We start from the raw sequence: 19,012 nt of genomic DNA on the forward strand, positions 1-19,012 counted from the left end.
GCCGCGCTGAATTCCCCCCATGGGCTCCGTCTCCCCCGGTCCCGCGATCAGTGTGCCATGGCTCGCTTGGCGTCGTCGCCGCCAGTCTCGAGCGTGCGGTCGACGGCGCGCTCGAAGCCGGCCAGCGTGTCGGCCAGGCAGCTGTCGTCATGCGCCTCGCAGACGAACCAGGGCTCGCGCGAATCCGGCTCGCACAGCACCCCCTCCTCGTGCAGCTCGCGGGCCAGCGCGTCGTAGAAGCTGTAGTCGGAGCGCTTCCAGTCACGATAGTCGCGCGGCGGCGTCGGGGCGAAGAACAGCCCGCCCATCGACGGGTGGCCGGCGAAGCAATGGACCACGCCGCGGGCGTCCAGGATCCGCTTGATCCCGGCCTGCAGCCGGCGGCCATAGGCAGCGATGGTCTCCAGCGCCGGGGTCTCGTCCAGGATCTGCAGCGTCCGCTCGGCCGCAGCCAGCGCCACGGAATGGGCGGTGTAGGTGCCGCCATGGGCGACGCCGCGGCCATAGCGGCGCATGATGTCCTCACGCCCGCCGATGGCGGCGATCGGATAGCCGTTGGCCATCGCCTTGGCCATGGTGGTGATGTCGGCCTTCACGCCCATCAGCTCCTGCGTGCCGCCGCGGGCGACGCGGAAGCCGGACTTCACCTCGTCGATGATCAGCAGCACGCCGTAGCGGTCGCACAGCTCGCGCACGGCGCGGACATAGGCGACATCGGCGGTGATGCCGCAGCAATTGCCCATGATCGGCTCGATCAGCATCGCCGCGATCTCGTGCGACCGGCGGCGCAGCAGGTCTTCCAGCCGGTTGGCGTCGTTCATCGGGGTCAGATGCACCAGCGGCCGCACCGCCTCCGGCACGCCCTTGGAGTAGGGCACGACGGCCGGGTCCTGGCCGATCTTCTCAGGGTCCCACTGGTCTAGCGCCACCATCCACATCGCCGCGTCGAACAGCCCGTGATAGCTGCCCTCGACCAGCACATAGGACTCCTTGCCGGTGTGGGCGCGGGCCAGGCGCAGCGCCGCCATCACCGCCTCGGTGCCGGAGTTGGAGAAGCGCACCAGCTCCGCCGCCGGCATCATCCTGGCGATGCGCTCGGCCACGGTGAATTCGCGTTCGGTCGACAAGGCGAAGACGCCGCCGACCTCCATGCCCTGCCGCGCCGCCTCGTCCACCCGCGGGTCGGCATAGCCCAGGATCGCCGGGCCGTAGCCGAGCCGGTAGTCGACATAGGGGTTGTCGTCGAGGTCCCAGATCCGGCCGCCTTGGCCGCGCTTCACATAGATGGTCCGGTCGTCGCCCCAGTAGCGGAAGTTGGAGGCGACGCCGAGCGGCAGGCGGGTCGACGCCCGACGGAACTGCGCGTTGCTGCGCGCCAGGCTGCGGGTCATGGCAGCGGGTCCTTGTGTCGTTGGTCCGGCGGTTCTGGGGCCGCGATTTCGAGTCCCAGAATGGCATGGCGGGGCCGATTCTGTCTACGGTATTGAATGAACGTTCAATTAGAAGCTTGCTGGATGTTCATTCAGCATCTTTCCAGAGACCCGTGCCGATGCTAGGCTTTCATGAAGAATTTACGGGGGTCCCGATGGCCGAAGGCCAGGCCGCGCGCAAGGTGAATGGGGGGCGGCGGCAGTCGAAGGAACTGCGGCGGCAGGAGCTGATCGAGGCGACGATCGACGCCATCGCGAAGCGCGGCTACGAGGAGACGACGATGGCCGTGGTCGCGGACGGCGCCGGCCTGTCGCGCGGCATCGTCAACTTCCATTTCGAGAGCAAGGAGAAGCTGCTCGTTGAGACGCTGCGCTACATGTCCGACGAGTACCGTGCCCATTGGCGTCGCGCCCTGCACGAGGCCGGGCCGGCCGCGGCGGAGAAGCTGTGGGCGCTGGTCCTGGCCGATTTCGACCGGAAGATCTGCAACCCGCGCAAGATCGCCGCCTGGTGCGCCTTCTGGGGCGAAGCCAAGACCCGGCCGCATTACCGCGCGCTGTGCAGCGCCAACGACCAGGACTACCACCTGACCCTGCTGAATCTGTGCCGCGAGCTGGCGGCGGCGGGGCAGTCGCCGGACCTGCTGGCGCGCAGCCTGAACGGGCTGCTGGAGGGGCTGTGGCTGCATGTCATGATGGGGCCGAAGGAGTTCGGCCGCGAGGACGCCCGGGCCTGCGCGGTCGAGATGCTGGTCTCGGTCTTCCCCAGGCATTTCACCCGGGATGGCCCCATCCAGGCCTGAGAGGCACGCCATGAGCTTCACGCTCCCCGACAGCGCCCGCGACTGGCAGGACAGGGTCCGCCGCTTCGTCGAGGTCGAGCTGATCCCGTGGGAGGAGCGGGCGGAGCTGGCCGGCGGCGAGATCCCGGCCGAAATCGTGGCCCGGAACGAGCGGCTGGCGCTGGAGCTGGGCCTGCCGCGGATCGACGCGCCAAAGCGCCATGGCGGGCTGCAGCTGCCGCTGCTCGACCAGGTGGCGATCGCGGAGCAGACCGGCCGGGTCACCAACGCCCTGGCCTGGTGCTATGGCGAGGCGCAGTCCTGGATGTTCGAGGCCTGCTCGCCCGACCAGATCGACCGCTTCATCCTGCCGCTGATGCGCGGCGAACGGCACATCTGCACCGCAGTGACGGAGGAGGGCGCCGGCTCCGACGTCGACGACATCGCCACCACCGCGCGGCGCGACGGCGACGGCTACGTCATCGACGGCGAGAAGTGGCACGTCACCAGCGCCAACCTGGCCGACACGGTGATCGTCCAGGCCAAGACGGATGGCGGCCACGCCGACGGCATGCATGTCCTGTTCTTCGTCGAGATGCCGGCCGAGGGGCTGAGCACCGTGCGCAGCCCGGCCTACACCCACAGCTATCGCCACCACCACCCGATCCTGCGCTTCGACGGGGTGCGGGTGCCGGCGGCGAACCGGATCGGCGCCGAGGGCCAGGGGATGGGCTTCATCCATGCCTGGTTCCGGCGCGAGCGGCTGATGATCGCGGCGCGCTGCTGCGGCGCGGCCGAGCGGCTGATCGAGGCGGCGACGGATTTCGCGGCGGAACGCAGGATCGGCGGCGAGCCGATGGCGCGGTTCCAGCTGATCCAGGTGATGCTGGCCGACAGCGTCGCCGAGCTGCACGCCGCCCGCCTGGTGACCTATGAGGCGGCGGACGCGCATGACCGCGGCCTGGACGTCAAGGCGCTGCACGCCCGCTGCTCGGTGGCCAAGCTGCTGGCCTCGGAGATGGCCGGCCGGGTGGCCGACCGGGCGGTGCAGATCTTCGGCGGCCGCGGCTACATGCGCGAGAACGTGGCCGAGCGCTTCAACCGCGAGCTGCGGGTCGACCGGATCTGGGAGGGCACCAGCGAGATCCAGCGCCTGATCATCGCCGGCAGCCTGCTGAAGCGCGGGTTGAAGGGGACGATCGGGGGATGAAGGCTTGCACGCCGAATAAGGAGCCTCCCCCGCCGTCATTGCGAGGAGGCGAAGCCGACGAAGCAATCCATCGTCCCGCACGAGCGGCTGCATGGATTGCTTCGCTGCGCTCGCAATGATGGAATGGGGATTCCGCAGCTGGGTTTCGGGTTAATTGTTCTGTCAAAATTCCGCTGGAGAATCCCGGCGAAGCGGGCTCTGAATAGAGACGCCGATGGCCGCGGCGGACAGACAACCGGCCGGCAGGTAAGGCGACATAGGGAGCCAGGCGATGACGCGTTCCCCCTTGGCCATCGGGCTGCTGGCCGCGGCCGCCATCTTCCTTGGCGCCGCCACGGCGCAGGCCGAGGAGGAGAAGGTTCTCAACGTCTACAACTGGGTCGACTATATCGGCGAGACCACGATCCAGGATTTCGAGGCCGAGACCGGCATCAAGGTGGTCTACGACACCTATGACGCCTCCGAGACCGTCGACGCCAAGATGATGGCCGGCCATTCCGGCTACGACGTGGTCCTGCACGGCTCGCACCTGATCCCGCCGCTGGTCAAGGCCGGGGTGTTCGCCAAGATCGACAAGTCGAAGCTGAGCGGCTACGGCAATCTCGACCCCGAGATCCTGAAGGTCGTCGCCGACCACGACCCGGGCAACGAATACTTCGTGCCCTATATGTGGGGTACGGTCGGCTTTGCCTACAATGTCGACATGATCAAGCAGCGGATGGCCGACGCGCCGGTCACCTCGCTCGACATGCTGTTCAAGCCCGAGCTGGCGGCGAAATGGGCGGATTGCGGCATCTCGATCCTGGAATCACCGACCGACATGATCCCGCTGGCGCTGTCCTACCTGGGCCGCGATCCGAACTCGCAGAAGGCCGAGGATTACGAGGCCGCGGCGGCGCTGTTCAAGCCGATCCGGCAATACGTCAAGGCGGTGGATTCCGCCAACTACCTGAACCAGCTGCCGAACCAGGAGCTGTGCCTGGCCTTCTCCTGGTCCGGCGACTATGCCACCGCCGCCAGCCGGGCGGAAGAGGCGGGGGTGAAGGTGAACCTGGCCTATTCGGTGCCGGACAGCGGCGGCCCGGCGTGGTTCGACGGCTGGCTGGTCCCGTCCGACGCGCCGCATCCCGGGAACGCGCTGATCTTCATCGACTACATGCTGCGGCCGAAGGTGATCGCCGCGGCCACCAACTTCACCAACTACGCCAACGCCAACAAGGCGGCCGCGGAGTTCGTGAACAAGGAGATCCTGGAGAACCCGGCGATCTATCCGGACGCGGCGACGCGGGCGAAGCTCTACGTCCCGGCCGACCTGCCGCAGGAGGCTCTGCGCCTGCGCACCCGGGCCTGGAGCCAGATCAAGGCCGGGCAGTAGGGCGCCAACCCTAGATGCCCACCGCCGAGCGCTATCCGGACACCAAGGACCGGCCCTGGCTCGACCCGCAGGCCAAACCGATCCTTCGTATCGAAGGCCTGACCAAGAAGTTCGCCGACTTCACCGCGGTCGACGCCGTCGACCTCGAGATCCACCGCAAGGAGTTGTTCTGCCTGCTCGGCGGCTCCGGCTGCGGCAAGACCACGCTGCTGCGCATGCTGGCCGGCTTCGAGACGCCGAGCGCCGGCCGCATCCTGATCGACGGCCAGGACGTCACCCGGACGCCGCCCTATGAGCGGCCGGTCAACATGATGTTCCAGTCCTACGCCCTGTTTCCGCATATGAGCGTGGAGAAGAACATCGGCTACGGGCTGAAGCACGAGGCGATGACCCCGGCCGAGCGGCGCGACCGGGTGGCCGAGCTGCTGGAGCTGGTGCAGCTGCAGGGCTTCGGCCCGCGCAAGCCGCACCAGCTGTCCGGCGGCCAGCGCCAGCGCGTCGCCCTGGCCCGGGCGCTGGCCAAGAAGCCGAAGCTGCTGCTGCTCGACGAGCCGCTGGCGGCGCTGGACAAGAAGCTGCGCGAGCAGACCCAGTTCGAGCTGATGACTATCCAGTACCAGGTCGGCGTCACCTTCATCGTCGTCACCCACGACCAGGAGGAGGCGATGGCGCTGTCGACCCGGATCGCGGTGATGAATCGCGGCCGGATCGTGCAGACCGGCACGCCGACCGACATCTACGAATATCCGAACTGCCGCTTCTCGGCGGATTTCATCGGCTCGATCAACCTGTTCGAGGGCACGGTGGAGAGCGCGGCCGACGGGCGGGTGACGGTGGCGACGGAACAGGCCGGACCGCTGGTCGTCGCCCATGCCGGGGCGGTGGCGCCAGGCACGCCGGTCTCGGTCGCGGTGCGGCCGGAGAAGATCGCGATCGGGCGCGAGCCGCCGCAGGGCGCCGCCAACACGCTGCAGGGCATGGTCTACGACCTCGGCTATTTCGGCGACCGCTCGCTGTTCCGGGTGCAGCTCGGCAACGGAAGGCTGGTCTCGGTCAGCCGGCAGAACGAGCGCCGCGGGCGGGAGGAGGACCGGCCGGTCGACTGGGACGACCGGGTCTGGCTGTCCTGGTCCCCCGCCGCGGCGCTGCTGCTGACCGAATGACCGCGATCCCAGAGCCAGGAGGAGCCAGGCCGGCCGCGCCGCTCCTGGTCCGGGCCCTGCGCCGGGTCGGCGACGCCTGGCGCGGCCTGATCATCGGCGTGCCCACGGTCTGGCTGCTGCTGTTCTTCCTGGTGCCGTTCCTGATCGTGCTGAAGATCAGCCTGGCCCAGAGCATCGTTGGCCGGCCGCCCTATTCGGCGCTGCTGGACTGGGGCGAAGGGGCGTGGCCGGCGATCACCGCCTCGCTGCGCAACTACGTGTTCCTGACCCAGGACTGGCTATACCTCGCCGGCTACCTGAACTCGGTCAAGATCGCGCTGATCTCGACCGCACTGTGTCTCCTCTGCGGCTATCCGATCGCCTACGGCATCGCCCGGTCCTCGCCGGGCGCGCGCAACATCCTGCTGCTGTTCGTGATCCTGCCGTTCTGGACCTCGTTCCTGCTGCGCATCTATGCCTGGATGGGGCTGCTCAACAAGCAGGGCATCCTCAACGGTTTCCTGGTGTGGAGCGGCATCCTCGACCGGCCGGTCGAGATGATGAACACCGACTTCGCGGTCTATCTCGGCATCGTCTACTCCTACCTGCCCTTCATGATCCTGCCGCTCTACGTGACGCTGGAGAAGCTGGACCAGAGCCTGGTCGAAGCGGCGATGGACCTCGGCTCGCGGCCCTGGCGGGTGTTCGTCGACGTCACCCTGCCGCTGTCGCTGCCTGGGATCATCGCCGGGTCGCTCCTGGTGTTCATCCCGGCGACCGGCGAATACGTGATCCCGGCGCTGCTCGGCAACCCGTCCAGCCCGATGATCGGCCAGGTGCTGTTCGCCGAGTTCTACTCGAACCGCGACTGGCCGGTGGCCTCGGCCGTGGCGGTGGTGCTGCTGCTGGTCCTGGTGCTGCCGATCCTGTGGTTCCAGAACCGCCAGGCGCGGGGAGGGCAGGCATGAGGGGCCGGTCCCGCTTCCTCACGCTCTGGCTGGTGGCCGGCTTCGTGTTCTTCTACGGGCCGATCGCCTCGATGATCGTATTCTCGTTCAACGCGTCGCGGCTGGCCACGGTCTGGGGCGGCTTCTCGACCAAGTGGTACGTCGCGCTGTGGGGCAACCGGCAGGTGGTCGACGCGGCGCTCCTCAGCCTGCAGATCGCCGCGGTCTCCGCCACCGTCGCCACGGCGCTCGGCACCATGGCCGGCATCGCCCTGGCGCGGCTCGGCCGGTTCCGCGGCCGGCTGCTGCTGGCCGGCATGGTCACGGCGCCGCTGGTGATGCCCGAGGTGATCACCGGCCTGTCCCTGCTGCTGCTGTTCGTGGCGCTGGAGGATACGTTCGGCTGGCCGTCCGGGCGCGGCGCCATGACCATCACCATCGCCCATGTCACCTTCTGCATGGCCTATGTCGCCGTGGTGGTGCAGTCGCGCCTGGCCGACATGGATGCGTCGATCGAGGAGGCGGCGGCCGATCTCGGCAGCCGGCCCTGGCAGGTGATGGTCGACATCACCCTGCCGCTGCTGGCCCCGGCCATGGTGTCGGGCTGGCTGCTGGCCTTCACCCTGTCGCTGGACGACCTGGTGATCGCCACCTTCACCTCCGGCCCAGGCGCCAACACCCTGCCGATGCTGATCTTCTCCAAGGTCCGGCTGGGGCTGACGCCGGACATCAACGCGCTGGCCACGATCATCATCCTGGTGGTGGCCAGCTTCGTCATCGCCAGCGCCGTGATCCTGAACCGCCGCGACGCCCGCAAGGCCCGCGACAGCCGCGCCTCGGCCGGGGGCGGTTCGGCATAAAGATCACCATCAAATTTTGCGTAAATACGGATCAAGGAACCCGTTTCCGCTTCGTCCCGTTGGGTGTTCGTTGCGGCCTGGATTCGGGTCGCTTCACTGAACTGGAGGACGTGCTATGCGTTCCATCTCCACGGCTTTCGCCCTGGCCGGCCTGTCGATGCTGGCGGCCGCCTGCACGGTGAACACCGCCCCGCCCGCCCGGACCACCGTGCTCACCCAGCCGCCGCCGGCCGTGGTCACTCAGCCCGCCCCGACCGTGGTCATGCCGGGCACCACCACCTATGTCACGCCGCCGCGCACGACGGTGGTGACGCCGGCCTACTGAGGCCGGCCGGAAAGGTCGAGCCGGCACGGCGGCCCCGCGGCTTCGGCCGCCAGGGCGCCTGATCGGGCATCCGCTTCCCGAAGGCCTCCGTGCCGGCCCGACCCTCGAGACCCGGACCTTCCGGGGAACACGGCGCCGCGTCGTCCTGTTGCTGACTGAGCGCGGTGCCGACTCAGACCGCTTCCACCCGAAATGGAGGATTGGACATGCGCTCCACCATCCTGGCCATCACGCTTCTCGGGCTGCCGCTCCTGGCCGCCTGCACCGTGAACAACACCCCGGACAAGCCGGATACCACCGTGGTCACCCAGCCGGCGCCGTCGGCGACCGTGGTGACGCCGCCGCCGCGCACCACCGTCGTGACGCCGGCTTACTGAGGGTAAGCCACGGCGGGGCGCGCAGCCCCAGAGACCGTGTGAGAATGCGCTGGCGTGAGTCGGCTGGTGGTGGTTTCGAGAACCGGCGCGCAGCGGACGTTCGGGTCCGTGAGCACCGGAAGCTTCGAGTCCGCCGTCAGACGGCCGCGCCAGTAGCATTTGCAGACGGTCTCTACAGGTGGTGCGTCTCCGCCGGCGCCCTCTCCCAATGGTCGGCGCGGCCGTCCTCGAACTGGACCGGCAGCCCGGCCAGCTCCGCGGGCGAGACATCGTCCAGGCAGGCGACGTTGACGGCATAGAAGATGCCGCCCAGCGCCTCCAAATGGCCGCGCCCGAACGGCTTGACCCCGCAGCGTCGGCAGAACAGGTGATGGATGGTGCCGCCCGCGGCGCCGTCGAACCGATAGTCCGACAGCGCATCCTCGCCCTGCAGCAGGCGGAAATCCGGCGCCGTCACGATCGCCTTCCAGAACCGCCCCTTGCCGCAGATCGAGCAGTTGCAGCGGCTGGTGCCGGCCGCCAGGTCGGCATCGCATTCGAAGCGCACTGCGCCACAGTGGCAACTGCCGTGATAGGTGCGTTTCATCGCGCTTCCTCTCCCGATGGTTCAAGCCTGCGCCAGAGCGGCCGGCAGCTTGTCGAAGCACTCGTTCCAGCCGCCCCGGTGGCTGTCGCGGCTCTCCACCGACCGGAAGCCGGTCTGGCGGAAGGTCATCTCGGTCCGGCCGTCACGTTCCCGGAAGGTGAGGGCGATCAGCATCTGCTCCGCCTTGTCCTCGTCCCAGGCGAAGGTGAAGACCAGCCGGTCCGGCGGCGCGATCTCGCGATAGATCCCCGCCATGCCGTAGCTCTTGCCCTCGGCCGAGGTGATGACGGCGCTCCAGGCGCCGCCCGGACGCAGGTCGATCCGCACTGCGGAGGCGCTGAAATCCTTCGGCCCCAGCCAGCGCACCAGATGCTCGGGCTCGGTCCAGGCCTTGAACACGACGCTGCGCGGCGCGTCGAACTGGCGGGTGATCACCAGCTCCGATCCTGCTTCCAGGGTGGCGCTGTCACTGGGTGCGGTCATCGTCGGTGTCCTTGCCTTGCAGTTGGCGCAGATAGTCATCCAGCCGGTCGAAGCCGGCATCCCAGAACGGGCGATAGCCCTCGACCCAGTCGGCGATCTCCTTCAGCGGCCCGGCCTGCAGCCGGCAGGGCCGCCACTGCGCCGAGCGGCTGCGCGTCACCAGCCCGGCGCGCTCCAGCACCTTCAGATGCTTGGACACGGCAGTGAGGCTCATGGCGAAGGGCTCGCCGAGCTCGGTGACCGAGGCCTCGCCCCGGGCCAACCGTGCCAGGATGGCCCGGCGGGTCGGGTCGGCGAGCGCCGCCAAAGTGAGGCTGAGGGGATCCATCGACACGTTCTGAACCGATTGGTTAAGCAACCATATGGTTCAATACGGCCACTGACCTGGATCTGTCAAGGCGACGATGAGCTATCGCGGCTGCCCGGCCTCTGGCACATCCCTGCGGATCCAGCCCTGGAAGGCGCGGAGGTTGATCTCCTTCTCGCCCAGCACGCCGCTGCCATAGGCCGAGCCGGACAGGCCCTGCTGGACCGAGCGGATCAGCGCCGCATCCTCGTCATGCACCCGGTTGTTCACCCGCAGGTTCAGCCGCCGGGTCAGCTGCATGGCGCGGCGGTCGTCCGGCCGGGCATAGGCGCGCCAGCGCAGGATCGATCGGCCGGGCCCAGCGGGCAGGATGTGGAAATAATCCAGCATGTCCGGATACAGCTCCAGCGACACCGCCGGGTACAGGAACAGGTAGGTCCAGCGCCGCTTCAGCGCCTCCGGCAGATGCGGCACGTCCGGCAGCAGCCTGGCATAGGCCCGGGTCGACCAGCCGCCGTCGGGGTCGCGGCGCAGCGCGTGGCTCAGGCGGATGGTGCGGGTGGCGTCGTCCGGCTCGCGGTCATAGGCGCCCGACATCAGCCCGAACAGGCCGGGATGGCCGGTCGGGAAATGATAGTCCTCGAGATAGTTGTCCCAGATGGTCTTCCAGTTGGCGTCGATCTCGCCGATCCAGTAATCGGCGATCGGCACCATCTCCTCGATCCGGTGCGCCGCCAGCTCCGCCGCATAGGGCGCATAGCGCTCGGCCACCGAAGGGCCGCCGCTTTCGAAGCGCAGGAAGACGAAGCCGGCGAACACCTCGCAGTCCAGCGGCAGCAGGCCGAGGCCCGCGGTGTCGATCTCGGGAAAGGTCTTCGCCGCCGCCACCGCGCGCAGCCGGCCGTCCCAGGCATAGCACCATGCATGGTAGGGGCAGCGGATCAGCCCGCTGCAATGGCCGTCGCGGCCCTGCAGCACGGCATGGGCGCGATGGCGGCAGACATTGTGGAAGGCGCGCACCCCGCCATCCTCGCCGCGGATGACGAAGGTGCGCTCGCCCAGCGCCTCGAAGGTGACGTAGTCGCCGGGGGCCGGCAGCTCCGAGACATGCGCCACCAGATGCCAGGCCGGGCGGTGGATGCGTGCGACCTCAGCCACGTGGATGCCGGGATCGGCATAGGTCCAGCCGGGCAGGGTCGGCGGCAGGGCGGGCGCGTCGGGCTCAGTCTCCGCCACCAGGCGCAGCCGGGCCGGGGCGGCGAATTCCGCCGGGAACAGGTTGGCCAGATAGCGGCGGCAGGTGTCGACCGCGTCATCCCAGTCGAAGGCCTCGCGCTGCACCAGCGCCTCCTGCGACAGCGCGTCGACCAGGCCGCACAGGCCCAGCGCCGCGGCCCGCAGCTCGATCCGGGCACCGGCGCGCTCGGCCAGCTCGGCCATCAGCGCGTGCACCGCATCGTAGAAGGCGCGGTCGGAGGCGCCGACCAGCGCCATGTAGTCGTCGCGGGCCCGGCTTTCGCCCCAGAAGGCGTACCAGACGGCCAGCCGCTCCAGGCTCGCCACCTGCGGGTCGAAGCTGGCCCGGACCAGCGCCATCAGCGCCTGCTCCGGCGCCCGGCCGGCCGCCGCGACCGCGCTTTCGCACAGGCTGCGATAGGCCTCGGCCATGCGCGCCAGCGTGGCCTGCAGCAGGTCCTGCTTCGACTTGAAGTGGAAATTGACCATGCCGGCGGTCAGCCCGGCCAGGTTGGCCACCTTGCTCAGCGTGACGTTCGACAGGCCGTGCTCGGCGATCGCGGTGATCGCCGCGTCGATCAGCTGCTCGCGCCGCGCATCCTGCGGCAGCCGCGCCCGCACCCGGCCCTCCATGCCGTCGTCCATGCCAACCTCCCGATCGGCCGTTCGACTCTATCGAATGGAGATTTTAGTGAATCGAATGGCCGTTCGGCAAGGGGCGTGGGAGTCAGGATGCGTTCTGCATCCGCTGGGCCAGAGTCTGGTGGCTGCGGATCAGCCGGGGTAGGTCGAGGCCGGGAATCGCGCCGTGCTCCACCCGCCAGCTTCCGCCGACCATGACGAAATCGGCCCGGTGGGCGCCGCACAGCACCAAGGCGGCCAGCGGGTCGCCATGGCCGGCGAAGCGCAGCTCGTCCAGCGCGAACAGGGCCAAATCGGCCTGCTTGCCCGGCGCGATCACGCCGAGATCCGGCCGGCCGAGGCAGGCGGCGGAGCCGGCGGTGGCCCAGCGCAGGGCGTCGCGATGGCTGATCGCGGTCACGCCGTAGTTGAGCCGCTGCAGCAGGAAGGCGGCGCGCACCTCCTGCATCAGGTTCGAGCCGTCATTGGAGGCGGAGCCGTCGACGCCGAGGCCGACTTTCATCCCCGCCTGCTCCATGCCGTGCACCGGGCAGTGGCCGGAGGCCAGGATCTGGTTCGAGCAAGGGCAATGCGTCACCGCCGTTCTGGCCCGGGCCATGCGGCCGATTTCCGCCGGGTTGAAATGGACGCCATGCGCCAGCCAGGTGCGGGGCCCGAGCCAGCCGCACTCCTCCAGATAGTCCAGCGGCCGGCCGCCGAATTTCTCGACACAGAAGCGGTTCTCGTCCTCGGTCTCGGCCAGATGGGTGTGCAGCCGGACGTCGAGCCGATCGGCCAGCTCCGCCGTGCGCCGCATCAGCGACCCGGTGACCGAGAAGGGCGAGCACGGGGCCAGCGCGATCTGCACCATGGCACCCTCGCCGGGCTGGTGATGCGCCGCGACCAGCCGCTCGCTGTCGGCCAGGATCGCATCCTCGTCCTGCACCACGCTGTCCGGCGGCAGCCCGCCGTCGCGCACCGACAGGTTCATCGAGCCGCGGGTCAGCACGGCGCGCATCCCGAGCGACCGCGCCACCTCGACCTCGATGTCGATGGCGTGCTCCAGCCCGTCCGGGAAGACGTAGTGATGGTCCGAGGTGGTGGTGCAGCCGGACAGCAGCAGCTCGGCCATCGCCACGGTGACGGCGCTGCGCAGCGCCTCCGGGTCCAGCCGGGCCCAGACCGGGTACAGCGCCTGCAGCCAGGGGAACAGCTCGCGGTCCAGCGCCGCCGGCAAGGCGCGGGTCAGGGTCTGGTAGAAATGGTGGTGGGTGTTGATCAGCCCGGGCAGCACGACATGGGCGCTTGCGTCGAACACGCCGTCGACCGGCGCGTTGGGCTCACGCCCCGCCGGCACCAGTTCGGCGATCCGCCCATCCTCGACCACCACGCCGCGCTCGGCGCCCTCCGCCAGGATCGCCAGCGGGTCCTTGATCCACAACCGCATCATGCCCTCCCATGCCCGTTTGCCGGAGCGTAGCACCGGATGAGGGGGACGGGAGAGGTTGTGCGATTTGAAAGTGCTTCAACCCGGCGTTGACGTCACGCCGCGTCCTGCCGCGCCGCCGCGGGCGCGGCGATCTCGAAATCGGCCTGGCGCTCCAGCACCTTGAGGATGGCGGAATGGTCCCAGCCGGCGCCGCCCTGGGCGATGGCGGCGTGCAGCAGCTGCTGCGTCGCCGCGGTGTTCGGCAGCGGCACGCTCAGCGCCTTGGCGCCGTCCAGCGCCAGGGCCAGGTCCTTCTGGTGCAGGGCGATGCGGAAGCCGGGCGCGAAGTTGCGCTGGATCATGCGCTCGCCATGCACCTCGAGGATGCGCGAGGCTGCGAAGCCGCCCATCAGCGCCTGGCGCACCCGGGCCGGGTCGGCGCCGGCCTTGGCGGCGAACAGCAGCGCCTCGGCCACCGCCTCGATGGTCAAAGCCACGATGATCTGGTTGGCCACCTTGGTGGTCTGGCCGTCGCCATTGCCGCCGACCAGGGTGACGTTCTTGCCCAACGCCTCGAACAGGGGCTTGACCCGGTCGAACGCGGCCGGCGGCCCGCCGACCATGATCGTCAGGCTGGCGGCCTTGGCGCCGACCTCGCCGCCCGAGACCGGGGCGTCGAGATAGTCGCAGCCCAGCGCGTTGATCTTCTCGGCGAAGCCCTTGGTGGCGATCGGCGAGATCGAGCTCATGTCGACCACGACCTTGCCGGGCGACAGCCCCTCGGCGACGCCGCCGGGGCCGAACAGCGCCGCCTCCACATGCGGCGTGTCGGGCACCATGGTGATGACGATATCGGCGCGCCGCGCCGCCTCGGCGGCGGAGGCGACGGCGGTGCCGCCCAGCCCCTCCGGCACGCCGGTGATGTCGTGGAGGAAGAGGCTGTGCCCGGCGGCGCTCAGGTGGCCGGCCATGGGGCGGCCCATGATGCCGAGGCCGATGAAGGCGACGTTCATGACGAACTCCTCAAGGGAAAAGGGGAGAGCTTTTCTGTGCAATCCCCTGCGAGACCTTTTTCAGAGCAGCTACCCCCCGCCGTCATTGCGAGGAGGCGAAGCCGACGAAGCAATCCATGCCTCCGCTCGTGCTGCACCGTGGATTGCTTCGCTGCGCTCGCAATGACGGTGTTGGGAATTCCGAAAAGGCCGTTTGTGGGAGGGTGAGGGGGAATGGCTCAGGCCGCGACGGTGGCCCTGACCCGGTACGGCGCAAACCACCCCAGGCCCGCCTCGGTGCCGGCCTGCGGCACGTATTCGGCGCCGACCCAGCCGGCATAGCCGAGCGCGTCGAGCAGGCGGAACAGGAAGGGGTGGTGGATCTCGCCGGTGCCCGGCTCGTGCCGGCCGGGATTGTCGGCGACCTGGATATGGCCGATGCGGGACATCAGCGCCTGCAAGGTCGGCCCCAGGTCTCCCTCCATGATCTGCATGTGGTAGATGTCGTATTGCAGCTTGGTGTTCGGCGCCTCGACCGCGTCGAGCAGGTCCAGCGTCTGCTGCGATCCGCTTAGGAAGAAGCCCGGGATGTCGCGGGTGTTGATCGGCTCGACCAGCAGCGTGATGCCGGCCTCGCCCAGCGCCTTGGCGGCGAAGCGGAGATTGTCCACCAGCGTGTCGCCCAGCACCGTGTCGGCCACGCCCGCCGGCCGCTTGCCGGCCAGGCAGTTGACCTGGCGGCAGCCCAGGGCGGTGGCGTAGTCGATGGCCTGGCCGACGCCGTCCTGGAACTCGCCCTTGCGGTCGGGCAGGCAGGCGATGCCGCGCTCGCCCTTGGCCCAGTCGCCGGCCGGCAGGTTGTGCAGCACCTGGGTCAGGCCGTGGCGCTGCAGCCGTTCGGCCAGCTCCTCCTTCGGATAGGGATAGGGGAACAGGTACTCGACCCCGGTGAACCCGGCCTCGGCGGCGCGGCCGAAGCGGTCGAGGAAGGAATGCTCGTTGAACAGCATGGTCAGGTTGGCGGCGAAGCGCGGCATGGCGGTCTCACAGGTTCCCGTTGATGGATCGACCGTTCCCGGCCCGCCCCCTCACCCTCCCGGCCCAAGCGGGCCGGGCCCCTCCCTCTCCCCGAGGAGAGGGGGTTTTTACCTCTCCCTCGGGGAGAGGTCGGAACCGCGCAGCGGTTCCGGGTGAGGGGGTGGCACCGGCCTTGGGCTTTGCTCGCCCTACACCGTCTCCGGCTCGCGGGCCGTGGCGGGGGCCAGGTCGATGATCTCCTCGAACTCGGTGACCTTGTCGATCTCCGGTCCCATGGCGATGTTGGTCACCCGCTCGGTGATGATCTCGACCATGACCGGCAGGCTGGCCTGGGTGGCGCGGGTGCGCGCCCAGGCAAGGGCCTCGCCGATCTCGGTCGGGTCGAACACCCGGCGGGCGATGCAGCCGAAGGCCTCCGCCGCCTTGACATGGTCGACGCCGTAATCGCCGATCTCCGGCGCGTTGATGTTCTGGAACGAAAGCTGGACCTCGTAATCCATGTTGTAGCCGCGCTCCGCCTGCCGGATCAGGCCGAGATAGGCGTTGTTCAGCACCACCAGCACGAAGGGGATGCGGTACTGCGCCGCCACCGCCAGCTCCTCGATCAGGAACTGCAGCGAATAATCGCCGACGATGCCGACCACCTCGGCCGACGGGTCGGCCAGCTTGGCGCCGGTGCAGGCCGACACCTCCCAGCCCAGCGGCCCGGCCTGGCCGCAGATGATGTAGTTGCGCGGCTTGTACACCTTCTGGAACTGGCCCGACGCGATCTGGTACAGGCCGATGGCGGTGACGAAGCGGGTGTCGCGGCCGAAGGCGGCGTTGATCTCCTGGAACGCCCGCTGCGGCTTGATCGGCGTGTTGTCGAAATCGGTCCGGCGCAGCATGGTCCGCTTGCGCTCCTGTACCGCGCCGACCCAGGCGTCGCGCTTCGGCAGGCGGCGGCCGCGCGCCTCGGCGATCAGCGCCTCCAGCGCTAGCCTGGCGTCGGCGACGATGCCCAGATCCGGGCAGAACACCCGGCCGATCTGGGTCGGCTCGATGTCGACATGGATGAACTTGCGGCCCTTCGTATAGACGTCCGTCGATCCGGTGTGCCGGTTGGCCCAGCGGTTGCCGATGCCCAGCACCACATCGCTCTGCAGGAAGGTGGCGTTGCCGTAGCGGTGCTGGGTCTGCAGCCCGACCATGCCGGCGTTCAGCGGATGGTCGTCGGGGATCGTGCCCCAGCCCATCAGCGTCGGCACCACCGGCACGTTCACCAGCTCGGCCAACTCGACCAGCAGGTCGGACGCCTCGGCGTTGATGATGCCGCCGCCGGCGACGATCAGCGGCTTCTCCGCCGCCAGCAGCATGTCGACGGCGCGGGCGATGGCGCTCGGGTTCGGCGCCGGGCGCGACACCGGCAGCGGCGCATCGGTCTCGGGATCGTAGTCGATGATCTCCTTCTGCACGTCGATCGGCAGGTCGATATGCACCGGGCCGGGCCGGTCGGAGCGCATGATCTGGAAGGCGCGGCGGAACACCCAGGGCACCTGGGCGCCCTCCATCACCGTGATCGCCCATTTGGTCACCGGCCGGGCGATGGCGGCGATGTCGACCGCCTGGAAGTCCTCCTTGTGCAGCTTGGCGCGCGGCGCCTGGCCGGTGATGCACAGGATCGGGACCGAATCCGCGATGGCGGAGTACAGGCCGGTGATCATGTTGGTGCCGGCGGGGCCGGAGGTGCCGATGCAGACGCCGATCGCGCCGGCCCGGGCGCGGGTGTAGCCCTCGGCGGCATGCGTGCCGCCCTCCTCGTGCCGGACCAGCACATGGCGGATGCCGCTGTCCTTCAGCGCCTCGTAGAAGGGCAGAATCGCCGCGCCGGGAACGCCGAACGCCACCTCCACCCCCTCGCTGCGCAACACATGCACTGCCGCTTCCATCGCCGTCATCTTGGGCATCATGCCCTCCCGTTCGAAGGTTCTCGGGAGGATGGTGGCGGGCGGGGCAGGGCAGGGCCAGCGAAGGCCCGAAACATTCCAGGACGTGAAAAGCGGCAGGCCGGATCGGTCTTTTTCACCTGGTGGAAGCGCTGGAGAGGGTCGTGCCCAACCCTTTCCTGTCATGCCCGGGCTTGACCCGGGCATCCAGAGAGCGTCGACATCTTCTGGATTGCCGGGTCAGCCCCGGCAATGACAATGTGGGGTGGCCTCACCTCTGAAAGGGAACCAGGCCATGCCCGAGGTTACCTTCACCGACCTGCTGGCCGATCTTGCCGGCCACCTCGACCGCCTTGAGGCCGACCGCACGAAGCTCGTCGTGATCCGGCCGGGCCACGAGCCGATGGTGATCGTCCCGCTGGCCGAGTTCGAGTCCCTGCGCGAAACCGCCTACCTGCTCAGCTCACCCGCCAACGCAGCCCATTTGCGTCGTTCGATCGCTGAATTGGATCGGTGACACGGTCCTGCGTGCCTAACGTCGAATCGCGAGAGGCCCTAGCCTTGTCGTTCGCCGATCATTTCAGGCGATATGAAATCTCTTTGTAGAGGTCAGGATCGTCCCTCAGTTTTTCCAAGACGGCCCGCGCCTCTGGCTGCCTTGATCGAGACAGTTTGGAGATCAACAGCAAGCGCGACTGGCCGAGGGTAGGATCAGCGACCAGCTCGATAAGCGCAGGCAAATCTCCCGATCGAGCCATGCCGGCCAGGGCCGCCATCAATCCATCTCTGAAGCCGCTTCCAGGCCTCGATCTCTGGCGCTTTAAGGCAACGAGCACACTATCCCACGCAAGTTGGCGTGCCTCCGAATATCCGAGGGCGCGAACAATTCCTTCTCGAATTCGGTCGTCGTATTCACCATCGATATGAGCGAGCAGAACGGGAACTGCGGATCGATAGTTCGGATGCTTGGCGTTCAAAAGCCAAGCGGATCTGACATCGACGCCGACATCGTTTAGCGCCGCGATCAGCGGAGCCTCGCTCTCCCTGAGGGCGGCGGTCCGCTCCTCGTGAAGACGATTCCTCTCGGCCCGCCGAGCGACCCATTCAGGATCAGCCTCAAGACGACGCGTCAACTCGCTGGCGGTGGTCGGCTCGCGGCGTGGCATGGTCAATCCGAGCTGTGACGCCTGTGATAATAGCGGAGTCCGGAATGTTTGAAGTACCTCAGTGCGGCCGGCCGCCGAGCTGCGTGATGAGCGTCAGCCCTTTTCCTTGAAGAACCGCGTCGTCGGCTGCACCGGAGCCGTCAGGGCGAGATTGTCCTGGATGATCGCTTGCAGGGCCGGCCAGATCTCGCGCGTTCGGACCGGCTGGTCCCGGTCGGCGAGGGCGGACACATTGAGGGCGGCGACAACCCGCGCAAGATCGCCCACCGTCGCAGTCGGCTTCGGAAGGGCGGACAGCCAGCGCCCGGACACAGCGACGGACGCTGACAGGAGAGGCAGCGCAGGCACCAGCCCAAGCCAGCCCCAGGTCACGACGCACGCCGCCGAGCCGGCGATGGCGGCGAGGTTGAGGGCGCAGCCCGTGGCACCTAGCGCCGGTGTGGGCATCCTTTGGCCGGTCCGGCGCCGCAGCCGACCCAGCCAGTAATCCGCTCCGAACCGCCCGGTCAGATCGGCCAAAGGTGTTGCAGGCTGGATAATCCGACCCGGATGCTCGGCTTCGATCGCCCATCGCAATCTGAAGAATGCCATGGCCGCCAGGCAGGTGGCGTCGGTCCTCTCCGCATGCGGGACGGCGGCCAGGATCAGGGCGTGCAGGTCGCCGATGGTCTGACAGGATTCAAGGTCTCGGTCGGCGAAGCGGATGCCGAAGGCGCGCTCCACCTCCCGGATCAGGTCCAGATCGTCACCATCCCCGACCAGCGGCAGGACGTCTGCCATC

General features: G+C 68.6%; 20 protein-coding genes. 9 read left to right on the forward strand and 11 right to left on the reverse strand.

Annotation, left to right across the window (positions count from 1 at the left end; genetic code table 11):
* Nucleotides 1–47 precede the first annotated feature (47 nt).
* Entirely contained in the window at nucleotides 48–1,391 is a 1,344-nt protein-coding gene (locus tag QFZ27_RS17065) for an aspartate aminotransferase family protein (RefSeq protein WP_429227573.1), read from the reverse strand.
* 194 nt (nucleotides 1,392–1,585) lie between these two features.
* Between QFZ27_RS17065 and betI the strand changes: the two genes are divergently transcribed.
* The 8 genes from betI to QFZ27_RS17105 all read left to right on the forward strand — a co-directional run bounded on the left by betI (nucleotide 1,586) and on the right by QFZ27_RS17105 (nucleotide 8,448).
* The gene (gene betI, locus QFZ27_RS17070) at nucleotides 1,586–2,233 is read left to right on the forward strand and encodes a transcriptional regulator BetI (RefSeq protein WP_429227574.1); all 648 of its coding nucleotides are present in this window, start codon (nucleotides 1,586–1,588) and stop codon (nucleotides 2,231–2,233) included.
* A 10-nt stretch (nucleotides 2,234–2,243) separates the two neighbouring features.
* Nucleotides 2,244–3,422, forward strand: a complete 1,179-nt coding sequence (locus QFZ27_RS17075; RefSeq protein ID WP_429227575.1) for an acyl-CoA dehydrogenase family protein — start codon at nucleotides 2,244–2,246, stop codon at nucleotides 3,420–3,422.
* Between the two features lie 271 nt (nucleotides 3,423–3,693).
* Nucleotides 3,694–4,797, forward strand: a complete 1,104-nt coding sequence (locus QFZ27_RS17080; protein WP_429227576.1) for a polyamine ABC transporter substrate-binding protein — start codon at nucleotides 3,694–3,696, stop codon at nucleotides 4,795–4,797.
* Nucleotides 4,798–4,811: 14 nt separating this feature from the next.
* Nucleotides 4,812–5,960, forward strand: coding sequence for an ABC transporter ATP-binding protein (locus tag QFZ27_RS17085; protein WP_429227577.1), 1,149 nt, complete (start codon nucleotides 4,812–4,814; stop codon nucleotides 5,958–5,960).
* On the forward strand, nucleotides 5,957–6,907 hold the full coding sequence (locus QFZ27_RS17090; protein ID WP_429227578.1) for an ABC transporter permease subunit: 951 nt from the start codon (nucleotides 5,957–5,959) through the stop codon (nucleotides 6,905–6,907). Before QFZ27_RS17085 ends, QFZ27_RS17090 begins: the two co-directional genes overlap by 4 nt.
* Nucleotides 6,904–7,746, forward strand: coding sequence for an ABC transporter permease subunit (locus tag QFZ27_RS17095; RefSeq protein ID WP_429227579.1), 843 nt, complete (start codon nucleotides 6,904–6,906; stop codon nucleotides 7,744–7,746). The genes QFZ27_RS17090 and QFZ27_RS17095 overlap by 4 nt, the downstream gene beginning before the upstream one ends.
* A gap of 115 nt (nucleotides 7,747–7,861) precedes the next feature.
* On the forward strand, nucleotides 7,862–8,071 hold the full coding sequence (locus tag QFZ27_RS17100) for a hypothetical protein (RefSeq protein ID WP_429227580.1): 210 nt from the start codon (nucleotides 7,862–7,864) through the stop codon (nucleotides 8,069–8,071).
* Nucleotides 8,072–8,277: 206 nt separating this feature from the next.
* Entirely contained in the window at nucleotides 8,278–8,448 is a 171-nt protein-coding gene (locus tag QFZ27_RS17105; protein ID WP_429227581.1) for a hypothetical protein, read from the forward strand.
* A 172-nt stretch (nucleotides 8,449–8,620) separates the two neighbouring features.
* On the opposite strand, the gene QFZ27_RS17110 is transcribed toward QFZ27_RS17105, so the two are convergent.
* The 8 genes from QFZ27_RS17110 to gcl all read right to left on the reverse strand — a co-directional run bounded on the left by QFZ27_RS17110 (nucleotide 8,621) and on the right by gcl (nucleotide 17,086).
* Nucleotides 8,621–9,034 (reverse strand): GFA family protein, encoded by a 414-nt coding sequence (locus QFZ27_RS17110; RefSeq protein WP_429227582.1) that lies wholly within the window; start codon nucleotides 9,032–9,034, stop codon nucleotides 8,621–8,623.
* A 21-nt stretch (nucleotides 9,035–9,055) separates the two neighbouring features.
* Nucleotides 9,056–9,517: an SRPBCC family protein gene (locus QFZ27_RS17115; RefSeq protein ID WP_429227583.1), complete on the reverse strand. Its 462-nt coding sequence runs from the start codon at nucleotides 9,515–9,517 to the stop codon at nucleotides 9,056–9,058.
* Entirely contained in the window at nucleotides 9,501–9,845 is a 345-nt protein-coding gene (locus QFZ27_RS17120; RefSeq protein WP_429227584.1) for an ArsR/SmtB family transcription factor, read from the reverse strand. Before QFZ27_RS17120 ends, QFZ27_RS17115 begins: the two co-directional genes overlap by 17 nt.
* Nucleotides 9,846–9,926: 81 nt before the next feature.
* Nucleotides 9,927–11,705 (reverse strand): SRPBCC family protein, encoded by a 1,779-nt coding sequence (locus tag QFZ27_RS17125; protein ID WP_429227585.1) that lies wholly within the window; start codon nucleotides 11,703–11,705, stop codon nucleotides 9,927–9,929.
* A gap of 82 nt (nucleotides 11,706–11,787) precedes the next feature.
* Entirely contained in the window at nucleotides 11,788–13,128 is a 1,341-nt protein-coding gene (locus QFZ27_RS17130) for an 8-oxoguanine deaminase (RefSeq protein ID WP_429227586.1), read from the reverse strand.
* A 95-nt stretch (nucleotides 13,129–13,223) separates the two neighbouring features.
* The gene (locus QFZ27_RS17135; protein WP_429227587.1) at nucleotides 13,224–14,123 is read right to left on the reverse strand and encodes a 2-hydroxy-3-oxopropionate reductase; all 900 of its coding nucleotides are present in this window, start codon (nucleotides 14,121–14,123) and stop codon (nucleotides 13,224–13,226) included.
* A 218-nt stretch (nucleotides 14,124–14,341) separates the two neighbouring features.
* Complete coding sequence (hyi, locus tag QFZ27_RS17140; RefSeq protein ID WP_429227588.1) at nucleotides 14,342–15,139, reverse strand: hydroxypyruvate isomerase; 798 nt, start codon at nucleotides 15,137–15,139, stop codon at nucleotides 14,342–14,344.
* A gap of 189 nt (nucleotides 15,140–15,328) precedes the next feature.
* Nucleotides 15,329–17,086: a glyoxylate carboligase gene (gcl, locus tag QFZ27_RS17145; RefSeq protein WP_429227589.1), complete on the reverse strand. Its 1,758-nt coding sequence runs from the start codon at nucleotides 17,084–17,086 to the stop codon at nucleotides 15,329–15,331.
* Nucleotides 17,087–17,360: 274 nt separating this feature from the next.
* Here gcl and QFZ27_RS17150 point away from each other — a divergent pair, with 274 nt between their 5' ends.
* Complete coding sequence (locus QFZ27_RS17150; RefSeq protein WP_429227590.1) at nucleotides 17,361–17,582, forward strand: type II toxin-antitoxin system Phd/YefM family antitoxin; 222 nt, start codon at nucleotides 17,361–17,363, stop codon at nucleotides 17,580–17,582.
* Between the two features lie 58 nt (nucleotides 17,583–17,640).
* On the opposite strand, the gene QFZ27_RS17155 is transcribed toward QFZ27_RS17150, so the two are convergent.
* Both QFZ27_RS17155 and QFZ27_RS17160 read right to left on the reverse strand, forming a co-directional pair.
* Nucleotides 17,641–18,231, reverse strand: coding sequence for a hypothetical protein (locus tag QFZ27_RS17155; protein ID WP_429227591.1), 591 nt, complete (start codon nucleotides 18,229–18,231; stop codon nucleotides 17,641–17,643).
* A gap of 93 nt (nucleotides 18,232–18,324) precedes the next feature.
* The gene (locus QFZ27_RS17160) at nucleotides 18,325–19,011 is read right to left on the reverse strand and encodes an acyl carrier protein (RefSeq protein ID WP_429227592.1); all 687 of its coding nucleotides are present in this window, start codon (nucleotides 19,009–19,011) and stop codon (nucleotides 18,325–18,327) included.
* Nucleotide 19,012: the final 1 nt, after the last annotated feature.

The organism is Inquilinus ginsengisoli (assembly GCF_050434925.1).
GTDB classification, from domain to species: Bacteria; Pseudomonadota; Alphaproteobacteria; order DSM-16000; family Inquilinaceae; genus Inquilinus; species Inquilinus ginsengisoli_B.